This is a genomic window from Microbacterium wangyouchuni, from assembly GCF_051546305.1.
In the GTDB taxonomy this organism is placed as follows: domain Bacteria; phylum Actinomycetota; class Actinomycetes; order Actinomycetales; family Microbacteriaceae; genus Microbacterium.
This window is the reverse complement of sequence record NZ_JBPTMA010000004.1, coordinates 270,789-285,132: the sequence shown is the minus strand read 5'-3', so window position 1 is coordinate 285,132 and position 14,344 is coordinate 270,789. Positions and strand designations below refer to the sequence as shown.

Here is a 14,344-nt window from a genome sequence, read left to right as displayed (position 1 = left end):
GTCTCTCCATGCATTTGCTCGAAGCGCTGTTCCTCGGCATCATCCAGGGGCTGACCGAGTTCCTCCCGATCTCATCGAGTGCGCATCTGCGCATCGTCGGTACGTTCACCGGGTCGGGCGAGGATCCGGGCGCGGCTTTCACGGCGATCACTCAGATCGGCACAGAGGCAGCTGTCGTGGTGTTCTTCTGGCGCGACATCACGAGAATCATCGGCCGCTGGTTCCGCTCACTGGCCGGCAGCGTTCCCCGTAATGACCCCGATGCCAAAATGGGCTGGCTGATCATTATCGGCAGCATCCCGATCGTCGTTCTGGGCTTGTTGTTCCAGGACCAGATCGAGACCGTGCTGCGGTCGATGTGGATCGTTGCGATTATGCTCATCGCTTTCGGAATTCTGCTCGGCATCGCCGATTACGTCGGTGCTAAACAGCGCAAACTCGACCAGATCACCTACCCGCACGGCATCCTGTACGGCTTCGCCCAAGCACTGGCGCTGATTCCCGGAGTGTCTCGATCCGGTGGAACGATCACGATGGGACTTTTCCTCGGATACGAGCGCGCTGCGGCCGCGCGGTACGCATTCCTGCTGGCAATCCCCGCCGTATTCGGCAGCGGCTTCTATCAACTGATTAAGAGCTGGGATGCGCCGGATCAGTACTTCACGCTGGGCGAGACAGTCGCAGCCACCGGAATCGCCTTCGTCGTCGCACTGGGCGTGATCGCATTCTTCATGAGCTGGATCTCCAAGCGCAGCTTCCTGCCGTTCGTGATCTACCGCATCCTGCTCGGCGGCACGCTGCTGATCCTGCTGTCGACAGGTGCTATCGCGGCTTAGCGCTTGTGGTCGCCGGGGCCGTCGCCGCGGCGCTTGAGGTACCGCTCGAACGCCTGGGCGATCGCATCGCCCGAGGCATCGGGGGAGTCCCAGGTATCGCGGGTGCGCTCGAGCTGATGGATGTACTCGGTCATATCCTCATCGTCAGCTGCCGCAGCGTCGATCGACGCCTCCCAGGTCGCGGCATCCGTGCGCAGGCGTTCGCGCGGGGTGTCGACGCCCGTGAGCTCTTCCAGACGGTCCAGCAGAGCGAGCGTTGCCTTCGGGGATGGGGTGGCGGTTGCCACGTAGTGCGGCACGCTCGCCCAGAGACTGGCGGTGGGGATTCCGGCGCGCTCAGCAAAATGCTCGAAGACGCTGAGGATGCCTACGGGCCCCTCGTACAGTGAACGTTCGATGTCGAGCGCTTCTCGCACCTGCTCATTCGAGCTGGCCGCGAAGATCGAGATGGGACGGGTGTGCGGTACGTCCGACAGCATCGCGCCGAGCGTGATGAAACCGGTCACATCATCGCGCAATGCGATGTCGATGAATTCGTTGGCGAAAGCCTGCCAGGTGCGTGCAGGCTCGACTCCGGTGAGCAGCCAGAACTCGGGTGTGCCATCGCCCGCAGAAACAGCTGGTCGCCAGAGCGCTGCCTCCGGCCAGCGCAGCTCACGCCGACCTGTTGCGTCCATTTGCGACGACGGCCGGGTGTACTGGTAGTCGAAGTACAGCTCAGGGTCCACGGAGTGCACGAGCTCATAGTCGCCGTTGTCGCGCAGCACGTCGATCGCGCCGCTGGCGGCTTCTCCAGCGTCGTTCCACCCGTCGAATGCGACAACGACGATGCGGTCTCCGAGTGCATCCATCGAGAATTCTTCTCCCGTCCAAGTTCTAGCTATCGTTCCAGGCTAGTCGGCCCTCGGCCGGTGTGGGAGACAGCGCCGGGCTAGCATGGTCGAGTGACTCAAAAGCCTCGCGCAGTCCTGTGGGACATGGATGGAACACTGGTCGACACTGAGCCGTATTGGATGGCTGCTGAGACGACGCTCGTCGAATCGTTCGGAGGCACGTGGTCACACGAGCAGGCACTGGAGCTTGTCGGCAACGGTCTGATGGACAGCGCGATGCTGCTGCGGGCAGTGGGAGTCGACATGGCGCCGGAGCCGATCGTGGACAAGCTCACCGATGACGTCCGAACAGCTCTCGCCACCCAGGGCGTCCCCTTCCGCCCTGGAGCCAAGGAACTGTTGCGCGATCTTCAAGCGGCAGGCATCCGCACCGCGCTGGTGACCATGTCGCTGCGCCGGATGGCTCAGAGCGTGGTGGATCTGATCGAGTTCGATGCGTTCGAGTACATCGTCGCCGGAGACGAGGTCGAACACCCGAAGCCGCACCCGGCTCCCTATCTGCAGGCGGCGTCCCTCATGGACATCGACATCACCCAGGCCCTGGTCATCGAAGATTCAGTTACCGGCCTCCGATCGGGAATTGCGTCCGGCGCGGTCACCCTCGGCGTGCCGCACATGATTCCGCTGGATGGGCATGGCGCACATGCGCTGTGGCCGACGCTTGATGGGCGCAGCGCCGCCGACATCATTGATCTCTACGACACCACTGTCACCGCAGCCGAAGGGGCCCGCCGATGAGCGCAGCATCCACCCGAGCGCGAGGACCGTTTCGCGAGGGCGACCGTGTGCAGCTGACCGGTCCGAAAAATCGGATGCACACGGTCACTCTCACGGCAGACGGCGAACTGCACACTCACCATGGCGTTCTGTTTCACCGCGATCTAATCGGGCTGCCAGACGGCTCAGTCGTGTTGAACAGCTCTGAGCATGAGTATCTTGCGCTGCGCCCGCTGCTGCGAGACTTCGCCATGTCGATGCCGCGCGGCGCAGCGATCGTCTACCCCAAGGACGCCGCGCAGATCGTGATGCAGGCCGACATCTTTCCCGGCGCGACCGTCGTCGAAGCAGGCGTAGGATCTGGCGCCCTCTCGCTGTCTCTGCTCCGGGCCGTCGGTTCCACTGGCACACTCGTCTCGTTCGAGCGCCGCGACGACTTCGCTGACGTCGCCAGGGCCAATGTGGAGACGTTCTTCGGCGGCACCCCCGACACCTGGCGCGTCGTTGTCGGCGACCTGTTGGACGCACTTCCCACCCAGTTGCCGGCAGGAACCGTCGACCGGGTTGTGCTCGACATGCTCGCGCCATGGGAAGTGATGGAGGTCGTCGCGGACGCTCTGACCCCCGGAGGCGTCGTGCTCTGCTACGTGGCCACCGCCACACAGCTTTCACGCGTCTCCGAGTACATCCGGGGGATGGGGATGTTCACGGATCCGGACGCCTCCGAGACGATGGTGCGTGGATGGCACGTCGAAGGACTTGCAGTGCGCCCGGATCACCGGATGGTCGCACACACAGGTTTTCTGATCACTGCCCGACGGTTGGCACCAGGCACTATCGCCCCTGAGGTGAAGCGTCGTGCGTCGAAGTCCAGTTACGGCGATGAAGATGTGGAGCTCTGGACGCCCGGCGCGGTCGGAGACCGTGAAATCACCGACAAAAACCTGCGCAAACGCGTGCGTGAAGCGACAAAAGCCGCTGAAGGGGCACGCCAAGCCGCGGCATCGCGCGACGCCGAGCATCGTTCGCAATAGACTGGAAAGCGTGCGTAAAACCTCTGCCGCCCTGGCCTCCCTCAGTCTCGCCCTCGTCGCCCTGACCGGATGCACGGCCGCGCCCGCATTCGACGGTGCTGCCTGCGACCGCGCAGCGTTGACGAGTGGGATCGAAGACTTGGCGACGATCACGGGCGATGTCGGAGACACACCGAAGGTTGAGGTCTTCTCCCCGATCGGGGCTGAGGAGAGCTCGTTCGGAGATATCGTCGTCGGTGACGGCGTCGCTTTGACCAGCCCCACGCAGGGCGCCGTTGTGGAATTCTCGATCTTCTCCGGGGAAACCGGTGAGAAGATCGCCGGCACGGCCTACGACGACGAACAGCAACAGCTCGTGAGCATCGATTACTGGGCTCAGCGTGTTCCGGCATTCGGCGAAGCGCTTGAGTGCGCGACGGGCGGCAGCCGGGTGCTTGCTGTCATCACTCCCGAAGACTTCGGCGCACAGAACTTGAGCGGTTTCGGTCTGCAGGAAGATGAGTCCGTGGTCGCGGTGTTCGACGTGACCAAGACCTATCCGGCGAAGGCTGACGGCGCACCGCAGTACAACGACGCCGCGGGCATGCCGACCGTGGTGCGGGCATCCGACGGCCGCCCGGGAATCATCGTTCCGGCAAGTGCGGCACCCACCGAACTCGACGTGCAGACGCTCCTCAAGGGCGATGGCGCCAAGATCGCCGAAGACGACCGGGTACTCGTCAACTACACCGGGGTCACGTGGGACGAGCGGACGGTCTTTGATTCTTCGTGGGATCGCACCCCGGCGACATTCGACCTCGCGAGCCTGATTCCGGGCTTCACCCAGGGCCTGGTCGGTCAGACCGTCGGCTCACAGGTACTCATCGTGATCCCACCGGAGCTGGGTTACGGCGAGCAGGGCTCCGGCGCCGTTCCGGCTAATGCGACGCTGGTGTTCGTCGTCGACATCCTCGGTATCAATCCGCCGGCAGCACCGCAGCAGTGATGGCCGCCCGAATCCCGCCGGAAGAGCGTCAGACGAATCTCGTCGTGGCGCTGATGGCCACGGAGATCGGGCTCACGAAACAGCAGATCCTGGACAACATCTCCGGGTACCGACAGCGTGCCGATGCCGGTGCGCGAACGGATGCCCTGGAGAAGATGTTCGAGCGCGACAAGGACGAGCTGCGCACGCTCGGTGTCCCGATCGAGACCATTGGCGACGCCGGGGACCCCAATGACCTTCGGGAAGCGCGTTATCGCATTCCTAAAGCGGAATACGATTTGCCTGCCGACATCGAGTTCAGCCCGGCTGAGCTCGCGGTGCTTCAACTGGCGGGGAGCGTATGGAGCGCGGAGTCTGCGTCGGCCGATGCGCAAGCCGGGGTTCGCAAGATCCGTGCTCTGGGCATCGATGGCGATGAGCCGATCATCGGCTTTGCTCCGCGCATCACCACCCGCGAGGTGAGCTTCTCACCCTTGCAGGGCGCGATCGAGCGCTGCCGCGTTGTGACCTTCGACTATCTGAAGCCGGGGGAGCAGTCGCCGCGCCGACGCCGGATTGAACCGCTCGCACTGCTGGAGTATGAAGCTCGCTGGCACGTGTACGGCATCGATCTGGATGCCGATGACGAGCGAACGTTCCTGCTCAGCCGCATCGTGGGCGATGTCACGGTGGCCAAACAGACCTTTGACGCCGGCCTGCGGGAGGGCGCCGGCGATCGAGCGCTTGCAGGGTTGGAAGCGGTGGCGGCGCGTAACTCCGCATTGCTGGAGATAACCCCGGGAACCGAAGCATCTCTGCGCCTCGGGAGGCGCGCTGTTGCGGCGACCCAGGGGTTCACTGTGCCCTTCGTCGATGTGCATGTCTTTGCGGATGAGCTTGCCTCATACGGCCCCGAAGTCCGCGTGGTCAGCCCCGAGGATCTGCGGGATGCCGTGATCTCTCGGCTTCAGGCGATCATCGCCGCGCATCCGGAAGGGAGCATGGGGTGATGAGCGAGAAAGCCCAGCCGCTTCTGGCCGCTGACCGGGTGCGCGCCTACCTGACCCTCGTGCCGTACCTTCTTGAGCGCGGCCAGGTGTCGCTCGAGGACGCGGCGAATGAGTTCGGCGTGAGCACCGCGGAAATGCGCACGATGGTCGAGAAGCTCACGGTCATCGGCCTCCCGGGCGAGGACGGGTTCTGGCAGCAGCCGCAGGAGATGTTCGACATCAACTGGGACCTGCTCGACCAGGAAGACATCATTGAGATCACGAACGAGGTCGGACTCCGCCGTGTGCCCCGATTCACCGCTCGCGAGGCTGCCGCACTGCTGACCGGTTTGCAGATGGTCGCTGCTGTGCCAGCGGTTGCGGGCTCCGGGCTCGTCGCCGGGCTGCTGGCGAAACTCTCGCGCGCGGCTGCGGACGCCCCGGCCGAAGTTGTCATTGCGCCGACACGCGTCGACAATGTCCGCAATCTTGTCTCAGCAGCGGTTGATCAGCAGGTTGCGCTGTCGTTCCGCTATCAGGCGCCGGATGCTGCAGCCACCACCCGCACCGTCGACCCGGTGCAAGTGCTCATCACGGACGGGCAGTGGTATCTGCAGGGCTGGTGCCATCTTCGTGAGGCGATGCGCACGTTCCACCTCGATCGGGTGAGCGATCCTGAGCTCACCGATATTCCGATCACGCACGGTGACGAGCACCTCCCAGACTCATTCATCGGAATCAGCGACGATGACGAGGTGACAGTACAACTGCCGGAGCGGCTCGTCCCGCTTCTGGGCGCTTATGTGCACGCGGACAACTCAGAGTCGTACAACGGACGCGCGACCATCCGTATCCGAATGTCGGACCCGCGCGGTGTCAAGCGCATCGCCGGCCGCTTTGGCGGCGCATTGGAAGTGCAGGATCCAGTGATCGCGCGCACGGCCGCGAGGGAATGGGCAGCAGCCGGACTCACGCTGTATGGCCAGCCGTAAGTTTCATCCCTCGGTTAGACTTGTCACCAAGCCAACCCATATTGAGGAGCAATCCATGGGCAATCTTTTCGCAGGGCCACACCTGTGGATCATCCTGATCATCATCGTCCTGCTCTTCGGCGCAGCGAAGTTGCCTGCGCTTGCGAAGAGTCTTGGTCAGTCCGCGCGGCTGTTCAAGGGTGAGATGAAGGCGCTCAAGGAGGACGATGCTCCGGCCGCCACCTCAGACGCTGCCGACGTTCCTACGGTGAAGCCTGTCCAACCGACGACTTCTCGTCCTGCGGACCAGGACACGCCTCCACGCAGTTCTTAGGCTGTGACCGAGCTGGACACGCCTGCGCCGCAGAACACCACTCGCGAGCGGCGGATGTCGCTGGGAGGGCATCTTAAAGAAGCCCGTCGACGGCTGATCATTGCGGTGATCGGGCTTGTTATCGGCATGGTCATCGCGTTCATTGTGACCGACCCGATCATCTGGTACATCACGTCTCCGATCCGCATACTCGATGAGCAGCGCGGCACAGAGACTCCTTTTGCGCAGTTCGTGTTCTCCGGGGTTTCATCGGCATTTGATCTGCGACTGCGGATCGCCTTCGCGATCGGCATGGTGCTTTCCGCACCTGTCTGGCTGTGGCAAATCTGGGCGTTCATCATGCCGGGATTGACCCGCAAGGAGATCAAGTACACCATCTGGTTCGTCGCGGCAGCGATTCCGCTCTTCTTCGGCGGCGCCTACGTGGCAGTCATGGTCGCTCCACACGTCATCGAAGTTATGTCGAGCTTCGTACCAGAGGGGGGAGTGAACTATTTCAACGCGAAAGAGTATTACGACTTTATCTTCAAGTTCATCATCGTCATCGGTATTGCGTTCGTGCTGCCGGTGTTCATGGTGGCTATGAACACCGCGGGAATTGTCACCGGAAGATCGCTCCTCAAAGGCTGGCGTGTCGCGGTGCTCGTGGCTTCATTGTTCGCAGCGATTGCGACCCCTGCGGCCGATATCTTCTCCATGCTCCTGCTCGCAGGAATCCTGGTCGTCCTGTACTTCGCAGCCAGCTTGCTGTCCCTGTTGTTCGACCGCCGCAAGAACAAGCGGCTCAAGGCCGAAGGCCTGCTTCCGGACGCTGCGGCATGACGTCCCCGGCCGAGCGGTATGCCGCGGCGCGTGACGCAGCAGCGCATCCAGAGACGGTTGCCTTCGCTGCAACGCAGAAATTCGACCTCGACCCGTTCCAGATCGAGGGGTGCCACGCGCTTGAGCGCGGACACAGCGTGCTCGTGGCGGCTCCCACGGGTGCCGGTAAGACGATCGTCGGCGAGTTCGCGATCCATCTCGCCATGCAGACCCCGTCTGACAAAGCGTTCTACACCACGCCGATGAAGGCGCTGTCGAATCAGAAGTTCCGGGAGCTCGTCAGCGTCTACGGCCCTGATGACGTGGGGCTGCTCACCGGTGACACCAACATCAACGGCAACGCCCGCATCGTCGTCATGACCACCGAGGTGCTTCGGAACATGATCTACGCGGATTCTGCGGCGCTTACTGACCTTCGCTACGTCGTCATGGATGAGGTTCACTACCTGGCAGACCGCTTTCGCGGGGCGGTGTGGGAAGAAGTCATCATCCACCTGCCGGCCTCGGTCCGGCTGATCTCACTGAGCGCCACCGTTTCGAACGCCGAAGAGTTCGGGGACTGGCTTGACACTGTGCGCGGTGACACAGAGGTCATCGTCTCGGAGATTCGGCCGGTGCCGCTGGAGCAGCACGTTCTCGTCCGCGACGACCTGCTGCCGCTGTTCGATGACCGCGCAGGAATCGCCACGGCGACGGTCAACCAGGAACTCATGCGCATCCGCTCTGCCACCGGCTCCCGCCATGACAACAACAAGAAGTCGCAGGCGTACCGCAGCGACCGGCATGCAGGGCGACAGAGCCCGCGGCCGCCGCGCGGTGGGCGCCGCCCCGTCCGTTCAGCGAACGTGCAGCGGATCGAACGGATGGATCGCCCCGATGTCATCCAACTGCTTGAGCGTACCAACCTGTTACCGGCGATCTTCTTCATCTTCAGCCGTGTCGGCTGCGACGCCGCCGTGCAACAGGTTCGGCGTTCCGGCATCCGCTTGACGACTCCTGAGGAGCGCGCAGAGATCCGGGAGTTCGTCGAAGAGCACACGCGCACCCTGCAGGACGAGGACCTTGGCGTGCTCGGATACTTCGAGTGGGTAGACAACCTCGAACGCGGTGTCGCATCCCATCACGCAGGACTGCTGCCCGCCTTCAAGGAAGTCGTCGAGGAGCTCTATCGACGAAAACTCGTCAAGGTCGTCTTCGCCACTGAGACACTGGCGCTCGGCATCAACATGCCAGCGCGCACTGTGGTGCTCGAGAAGATGGAGAAGTTCAATGGCGAAGCCCGCGTCGCGATCACCTCGGGGGAGTACACGCAGCTGACCGGACGTGCCGGGCGGCGGGGAATCGATGTCGAAGGACACGCGGTCGTCCAATGGACCGAAGGAATGGATCCGCAGGCTGTCGCCGCGTTGGCATCGCGACGCACCTACCCGCTGAATTCAAGCTTCCGACCGACATACAACATGGCGGTCAACCTGATCGACATGTTCGGGCGTCCTCGTGCGCGACAGATTCTGGAGTCGTCGTTCGCACAGTTCCAGGCAGACCGGGCGGTCGTCGGCCTTGCGCGGCAGGTTCGCGAGGCGGAAGAGTCGCTGGCGGGGTACCTGTCGGCGATGGACTGCGAACACAGCGATTTCCTCGACTACGCCAGCATCCGCCGAGAGCTCAGCGACCTCGAGAAAAAGAACCGGCAGGACTCACACGCGCCGCGCAGTGCGCGTGACAAGCGGATGAAGCGCATCCAGTCATTGCGCACCAGAATGCAGCGCCACGGCTGTCATGGGTGCCCGGATCGCGAGTCACACGCACGGTGGGCGGAGCGCTACTGGAAGCTGAAGCGCCAGACCGATCGCACCCGTAAGCAGATCGAGACGCGAACCGGCACCGTGGCGCGCGTTTTCGACCGTGTTGTCGACGTTCTCTTCACTCTCGATTACGTCACCGGGGCAGGAGACGACATCTCGTTGACGGACGCCGGAAGAACGATGCGTCGCATTTACGGCGAACGCGACCTGCTCGTCGCAGAATCACTGCGACAGGGACTCTGGAAGGGACTCGACGCGCCCTCGCTGGCGGCTATGGCGTGCTGCCTCGTGTACGAGCCTCGCCGTGACGAGGCGAACTCGGGGGAGCGCGGATTGCCCCGCGGGGCATTCCGTGTCGCGTACGAGAAGACCAGTGATCTGTGGGCACGGTTGGACGATCTCGAGCAAGATCATCAGCTACCCGGGTCTGAACCGCTATCTGCTGGTTTGGCCGGTCCTATGCACGCCTGGGCTCGGGGTGCGCTGCTGGATCGAGTGCTCGTCGATGCCGATATGGCCGCCGGAGACTTTGTCCGGTGGGCGAAGCAGACCATCGACCTGTTGGATCAGCTCTCGCTTGTCGCGGAAGACATCTCGATCGCGCGTACTGCTCGTCAAGCGCTGGATGGCGTACGACGCGGCATCGTCGCCTACTCGGCAATGTAAGAATCAAACGGATGCCGAAACACCCCACCGCACGGATGCCGCGCCCGATTCTGCCATTGTGGCTCGCCGTGATCGCGGCCGCACTGTCGGGTGTGCTGATGGATCTTGCCTATCCGGCGGCTGCGATCTGGGTGCTGGCTTTCCCCGCTGTCGCACTGTTGCTGCTGGCGCTGATCGGGCGTCGGGCCGGGGGAGCGCTGCTGGTCGGACTCGTCTACGGTGCTGTGTTCTTCTTCCTGCTGGTGTCGTGGACGAGCCGCTATCTCGGCGCCATCCCGTGGGCGGCCCTCGCCACGGTCGAGGGCGTACTGACCGCTGTCGGAGTCATTCCCATCGCTCTGGCCTACCGATGGCTGCCGCGCGCCTTCCCAGGCTTTGTGGGGCGCCTGGTCACCCTCCCTGCCGTTGTTGCCGCGTTGTGGGTGGGCAGAGAGCTGCTCCTGGGGTCGTGGCCCTACACGGGCTTCCCCTGGGCACGTTTGGGGATGACCCAGTCGGAGAGTCCACTGGCGTCCCTGTCGTCATGGGTAGGGGTGAGCGGGCTGAGCTTTCTCATCGTCTTTGCCGTCGCGATGCTTATCGAAGGCGTGCGGCTCCGGATATGGGAGAGACCGATTCGCCTGGTGCTGCCGGCTGCACTGGTTCTCATCCTGCTGGTCACACCGGCGTTTCCCACCACGCCAGTCGGTACCATGCGAATCGGCGCGGTGCAGGGCAACGGTCCGACAGGCTACTTCGATGACCGCGAGCCTTACGCCGTCATCCAGTCGCAGATCGATGCCACCGAACCGCTGATCGGGGAAGACGTCGACCTCCTGATCTGGCCGGAGGGCGCGACCGGCTACGACCCGTTCCAGGACAAGAACACTGCCCGCAAGATGACCAGGACAGCGACGAGAATCGGAGCCCCACTGCTCGCCAACGCGGCCACAGCGCGGGGAGATCTGTACTTCAACACCTCGATGCTGTGGATGCCCGATGGCACGGCAGAGCAGTCGCACGACAAACGCTACCCGGTGCCTTTCGGTGAGTACGTTCCCGACCGGGAGTTCTATAACGCGATCGTGCCCGACTTGATCGGCTTGATCGGCCGTGAGTACACCCACGGCACGAATCCGCCCCTTGTCGATGTCGACGGCGTGGCTGTCGGTCTCGCGATCTGCTTCGATGTGATCTACGACGAAGTGATCACCGAGGGGGTGCTCGGGGGAGCGGAGGTGCTCGTCTTCCAGACGAACAACGCCGATTTCCGCGAGACCGATGAGAACCTGCAGCAGCTCGCATTCGCGCGCATGCGAGCGATCGAGACCGGGCGCAGTGTTGTCAACATCTCAACGGTCGGCACCAGCCAGATGATTCGTGCCGACGGTTCCACAATCGCCGCTCTGAACGCCGATGAGGCCGGTGCGATGCTCGAAAGTGTCGAGCTTCGCACCGGCCTCACTCCGGGTGTGCTTCTTGGTCCCTGGCTGCAGCAGATGCTGTTGTGGGGTGGACTGGGCGCGCTCCTGTTCGGGTGGTGGCGAGCCCGTCGACGGCGCTAGGCGCCGATCTTCTGCTCGCCAGCTCCACGACGCGCACGGATGAACGCGAGGCGCTCCTCGAGGAGTTCCTCCAGTTCGTCACGGCTACGACGTTCGAGCAACATGTCCCAGTGGGTGCGTGCAACCTTCTCGTCGGTAGCATCCGGCGTGATGGTCTTGCCATCGACAATGAGCACTGCCTCGGCGTTGCATGCCCGGCATTCCCATTTCTGCGGCGGTTCTGCATCGGCTGCGAACATCAGTGTCGTCACATGACCACACTCGTCGCACTTATAGGTGGTCTCGCGGCGTTCCATGAAAACGACGCCCTCTTCGCTCTGTAGGCTTTGGGCGCCGAGTCTGATGCCGCGCAGGCTGCGATCTGCCATTTTGTGGTCCTCTCGTCGCTGTCAGGTATACCGGGCTCGTCTGTGCGCACGCTCAACGTCCGCGCCTTCTCGGCGGTATTCACAGACGAATCTCAGTCCCGCGAGTTTCCGGGTCAGAAAAGGGTGCTGAGCGCCAAATCTGCCCGGTCCGTCACAATGCCATCCACACCTCCGGCAATGAGCCGTTGCATCGCTTCGGTGTCATTGATCGTCCACACGTGGACCTCAACATTATGGCGATGCGCGGCCCTCAAAAGAGCCGGTGTCAGCACCTGCAACCGGCCGTGGCGCTCGGGAATCTGCAGGGCATCGATGTCACGGAAGAACCTCGTGGAGGAGAGTCGGAGGACGCTGAGGGCACGCACTCGGATCATGCTCGATCGGCCGGCCGAGGTGGCGGGCCGCAGCTTCGCTCCGGCGGCCATCACTGCTTCGACCACACTGACCCGACGGGCATCCGAGAAGCTCGTCAGGAGCACGCGTTGCGCGTGCGGCGCAACGATCGCCCCGAGCGGAGCAACGGCGGCATCCGTCTTCACATCGATGTTGAATCGTGTCTCAGGAAACATCTCAAGCATTTCCCGAACGGTGAGCAGCCCGCCGTGCGGCGCGAGCAGTTCGACCAGCTCCGCGGTGCGCACGTCTTGGATGAGTCGGTCATCACCGAGCAGACGCGTCAATGTCTCGTCATGAAACAGCACGACATCGCCGTCGGCCGTCACACGACAGTCCGTCTCGATGTATTCGACTCCGGCCGCATGCGCACGGGCGAACGCGGCCGCCGTATTCTCCCAGGCGTCAGAGTCCCCATCCGTCGCAAGAGTGAGCCCGCGGTGGGCGAGGACTCTGGGTCGCCGGGTACCGGCGAAGAAGGGGTGGGTCACGCCCGGGGTGTACCCGATGCTGGGGGCGCATCCGGACGTGGCGTGAACGCGCTGCCCAGGCCCTTCAGCGCTTCGGTGAGCTCGCTGGGGATGATCCACAACTTGCTGGATTCGCTGTTTGCGATCTTCGGCAGCATCTGCAGGTACTGGTAGGCGAGCAGCTTGTCATCGGGGGCGCCCTGGTGGATCGAGGCGAACACGTTCTGGATCGCCTCTGCCTCGCCCTGGGCGCGGAGAACGGCCGCCTGCTTGTCGCCCTCGGCGCGGAGGATCTCGGCCTGGCGAGCACCCTCCGCTTCCAGGATGGCCGACTGCTTCGTTCCTTCGGCGGTCAGGATAGCCGCGCGCCGGTCTCGCTCCGCGCGCATCTGCTTCTCCATAGAATCCTGGATCGACAGCGGCGGGTCGATAGCCTTGAGCTCGACGCGTCCGACGCGGATGCCCCACTTGCCCGTCGCCTCGTCGAGGACAACGCGCAACTGGCCGTTGATGTTGTCGCGACTGGTGAGGGCCTCTTCCAGATTCAGGCCACCCACGACATTACGAAGAGTCGTGGTGGTGAGCTGCTCGACAGCGCCCAGGTAGTTCGCGATCTCGTACGTGGCGGCGCGGGCGTCGGTCACTTGGAAGTAGACGACGGTGTCGATCGACACCACAAGGTTGTCCTCGGTGATCACGGGCTGCGGGGGAAACGAAACGACCTGCTCACGCATGTCGATCAGCGGACGCAACCGGTCGATGAAGGGGACGAGGATGTTCAGTCCCGGAGTAAGGGTCTTGTGGTATCGGCCGAGACGCTCCACAACACCGGCAGTCGCCTGCGGGATGATGCGTACCGAGCGCGCAACCGTGACCACCACGAAGATGATGACGGCGATCGCGAGGATCCACCCGATGGCGGTGGGGATGAACGAGGAGTCGTTCACGAGGTCTCCTAGTCGTTGACAGGTTGGACGATGGCGGTGGCACCGTTGATCGAGCTGATCATGATCGGTGCGCCCTGAGGAATGGTGGCTCTCGTTGCGGCACGCGCGGTCCAGGTGTCGCCGTTGCTGATTTTCGCCTGGCCGGAGATCTGAGTGATGTCAGACAGAGCGGTGCCGCGCAGACCGATCAGAGCCTCGACATTGGATTTCGTCGGGTCTTCCCCGCGGTGCAGGCGGTGAACCAATGGCGGACGGATGAAGAGAATGAGCAATGCGGCGGCCGCGGCGGCCACGATCAACTGCGCCCACAGCGGCAACCCGACCAGACCGGTGACCAGGCCGACGGCGCTGCCCAGTCCGAGCATCAGGAAGGTGAAGTCGAGGGTCAGCATTTCGATCACCAGGAAGACAGCGATCAGCACCAGCCAACCAATCCACGACCATTCGGTGACCAGTTCGATGAATACGGAAGCGTCGTTCATGCGCCCTCCTTTGTCGTCAACTTACCACGCACCGTGCACGTAGACCGGTAGTCCGAGAGCGCATTGCTAAAGTGGTGTGGCCGCGTGTTTCGCGGCATTCCCCGTCTTA

The 14,344-nt window shown here is 63.3% G+C and carries 15 protein-coding genes; 10 read left to right on the top strand and 5 right to left on the bottom strand.

Going from position 1 to position 14,344, the window contains the following annotated elements:
• Nucleotides 1-8: 8 nt before the first annotated feature.
• On the top strand, nt 9-836 hold the full coding sequence (locus ACSS7Z_RS10525) for an undecaprenyl-diphosphate phosphatase (RefSeq protein ID WP_438254625.1): 828 nt from the start codon (nt 9-11) through the stop codon (nt 834-836).
• On the opposite strand, the gene ACSS7Z_RS10520 is transcribed toward ACSS7Z_RS10525, so the two are convergent.
• Nucleotides 833-1,687 (bottom strand): PAC2 family protein, encoded by an 855-nt coding sequence (locus ACSS7Z_RS10520; protein WP_438254623.1) that lies wholly within the window; start codon nt 1,685-1,687, stop codon nt 833-835. The genes ACSS7Z_RS10525 and ACSS7Z_RS10520 overlap by 4 nt on opposite strands.
• Nucleotides 1,688-1,780: 93 nt before the next feature.
• On the opposite strand from ACSS7Z_RS10520, the gene ACSS7Z_RS10515 reads away from it, so the two are divergent.
• The 9 genes from ACSS7Z_RS10515 to lnt are packed head-to-tail and all read left to right on the top strand — an operon-like array spanning nt 1,781 to nt 11,575.
• Nucleotides 1,781-2,467, top strand: a complete 687-nt coding sequence (locus ACSS7Z_RS10515; protein ID WP_438254622.1) for an HAD family hydrolase — start codon at nt 1,781-1,783, stop codon at nt 2,465-2,467.
• A complete protein-coding gene (locus ACSS7Z_RS10510; protein ID WP_438254621.1) occupies nt 2,464-3,480 on the top strand; it encodes a tRNA (adenine-N1)-methyltransferase in 1,017 nt (338 codons plus the stop codon). The genes ACSS7Z_RS10515 and ACSS7Z_RS10510 overlap by 4 nt, the downstream gene beginning before the upstream one ends.
• Nucleotides 3,481-3,490: 10 nt before the next feature.
• Nucleotides 3,491-4,465, top strand: a complete 975-nt coding sequence (locus ACSS7Z_RS10505) for an FKBP-type peptidyl-prolyl cis-trans isomerase (protein ID WP_438254620.1) — start codon at nt 3,491-3,493, stop codon at nt 4,463-4,465.
• Complete coding sequence (locus ACSS7Z_RS10500) at nt 4,465-5,454, top strand: helix-turn-helix transcriptional regulator (RefSeq protein WP_438254619.1); 990 nt, start codon at nt 4,465-4,467, stop codon at nt 5,452-5,454. The genes ACSS7Z_RS10505 and ACSS7Z_RS10500 overlap by 1 nt, the downstream gene beginning before the upstream one ends.
• Complete coding sequence (locus ACSS7Z_RS10495; protein WP_438254618.1) at nt 5,454-6,425, top strand: helix-turn-helix transcriptional regulator; 972 nt, start codon at nt 5,454-5,456, stop codon at nt 6,423-6,425. Before ACSS7Z_RS10500 ends, ACSS7Z_RS10495 begins: the two co-directional genes overlap by 1 nt.
• Nucleotides 6,426-6,480: 55 nt before the next feature.
• Nucleotides 6,481-6,738, top strand: a complete 258-nt coding sequence (locus ACSS7Z_RS10490; RefSeq protein ID WP_438254617.1) for a twin-arginine translocase TatA/TatE family subunit — start codon at nt 6,481-6,483, stop codon at nt 6,736-6,738.
• Nucleotides 6,739-6,792: 54 nt separating this feature from the next.
• Complete coding sequence (gene tatC, locus ACSS7Z_RS10485) at nt 6,793-7,560, top strand: twin-arginine translocase subunit TatC (protein ID WP_438254862.1); 768 nt, start codon at nt 6,793-6,795, stop codon at nt 7,558-7,560.
• Nucleotides 7,557-10,031 carry a DEAD/DEAH box helicase gene (locus tag ACSS7Z_RS10480; protein ID WP_438254616.1) on the top strand — a complete coding sequence of 825 codons (2,475 nt, stop codon included), beginning with the start codon at nt 7,557-7,559 and terminating at the stop codon, nt 10,029-10,031. Before tatC ends, ACSS7Z_RS10480 begins: the two co-directional genes overlap by 4 nt.
• Before the next feature lie 11 nt (nt 10,032-10,042).
• Nucleotides 10,043-11,575: an apolipoprotein N-acyltransferase gene (gene lnt, locus ACSS7Z_RS10475; protein ID WP_438254615.1), complete on the top strand. Its 1,533-nt coding sequence runs from the start codon at nt 10,043-10,045 to the stop codon at nt 11,573-11,575.
• On the opposite strand, the gene ACSS7Z_RS10470 is transcribed toward lnt, so the two are convergent.
• The 4 genes from ACSS7Z_RS10470 to ACSS7Z_RS10455 all read right to left on the bottom strand — a co-directional run bounded on the left by ACSS7Z_RS10470 (nt 11,572) and on the right by ACSS7Z_RS10455 (nt 14,235).
• Complete coding sequence (locus ACSS7Z_RS10470; RefSeq protein ID WP_438254613.1) at nt 11,572-11,943, bottom strand: RNA polymerase-binding protein RbpA; 372 nt, start codon at nt 11,941-11,943, stop codon at nt 11,572-11,574. The two genes, lnt and ACSS7Z_RS10470, sit on opposite strands and share 4 nt — an antisense overlap.
• A gap of 113 nt (nt 11,944-12,056) precedes the next feature.
• A complete protein-coding gene (locus ACSS7Z_RS10465; protein WP_438254611.1) occupies nt 12,057-12,827 on the bottom strand; it encodes a glycerophosphodiester phosphodiesterase family protein in 771 nt (256 codons plus the stop codon).
• Nucleotides 12,824-13,753, bottom strand: coding sequence for an SPFH domain-containing protein (locus tag ACSS7Z_RS10460; RefSeq protein ID WP_438254610.1), 930 nt, complete (start codon nt 13,751-13,753; stop codon nt 12,824-12,826). The genes ACSS7Z_RS10465 and ACSS7Z_RS10460 overlap by 4 nt, the downstream gene beginning before the upstream one ends.
• Nucleotides 13,754-13,761: 8 nt before the next feature.
• On the bottom strand, nt 13,762-14,235 hold the full coding sequence (locus tag ACSS7Z_RS10455; protein WP_438254608.1) for an NfeD family protein: 474 nt from the start codon (nt 14,233-14,235) through the stop codon (nt 13,762-13,764).
• Nucleotides 14,236-14,344 lie beyond the last annotated feature (109 nt).

Excerpts from the sequence above, each read along its gene's own strand:
- ACSS7Z_RS10495 (WP_438254618.1), top strand. The coding sequence starts at position 5,454 with ATGAGCGAGAAAGCCCAGCCGCTTCTGGCCGCTGACCGGGTGCGCGCC.
- ACSS7Z_RS10500 (WP_438254619.1), top strand. The coding sequence starts at position 4,465 with ATGGCCGCCCGAATCCCGCCGGAAGAGCGTCAGACGAATCTCGTCGTG.
- ACSS7Z_RS10455 (WP_438254608.1), bottom strand. The coding sequence starts at position 14,235 with ATGAACGACGCTTCCGTATTCATCGAACTGGTCACCGAATGGTCGTGG.
- ACSS7Z_RS10490 (WP_438254617.1), top strand. The coding sequence starts at position 6,481 with ATGGGCAATCTTTTCGCAGGGCCACACCTGTGGATCATCCTGATCATC.
- ACSS7Z_RS10520 (WP_438254623.1), bottom strand. The coding sequence starts at position 1,687 with ATGGATGCACTCGGAGACCGCATCGTCGTTGTCGCATTCGACGGGTGG.
- ACSS7Z_RS10510 (WP_438254621.1), top strand. The coding sequence starts at position 2,464 with ATGAGCGCAGCATCCACCCGAGCGCGAGGACCGTTTCGCGAGGGCGAC.
- lnt (WP_438254615.1), top strand. The coding sequence starts at position 10,043 with ATGCCGAAACACCCCACCGCACGGATGCCGCGCCCGATTCTGCCATTG.
- ACSS7Z_RS10525 (WP_438254625.1), top strand. The coding sequence starts at position 9 with ATGCATTTGCTCGAAGCGCTGTTCCTCGGCATCATCCAGGGGCTGACC.
- tatC (WP_438254862.1), top strand. The coding sequence starts at position 6,793 with ATGTCGCTGGGAGGGCATCTTAAAGAAGCCCGTCGACGGCTGATCATT.
- ACSS7Z_RS10480 (WP_438254616.1), top strand. The coding sequence starts at position 7,557 with ATGACGTCCCCGGCCGAGCGGTATGCCGCGGCGCGTGACGCAGCAGCG.
- ACSS7Z_RS10470 (WP_438254613.1), bottom strand. The coding sequence starts at position 11,943 with ATGGCAGATCGCAGCCTGCGCGGCATCAGACTCGGCGCCCAAAGCCTA.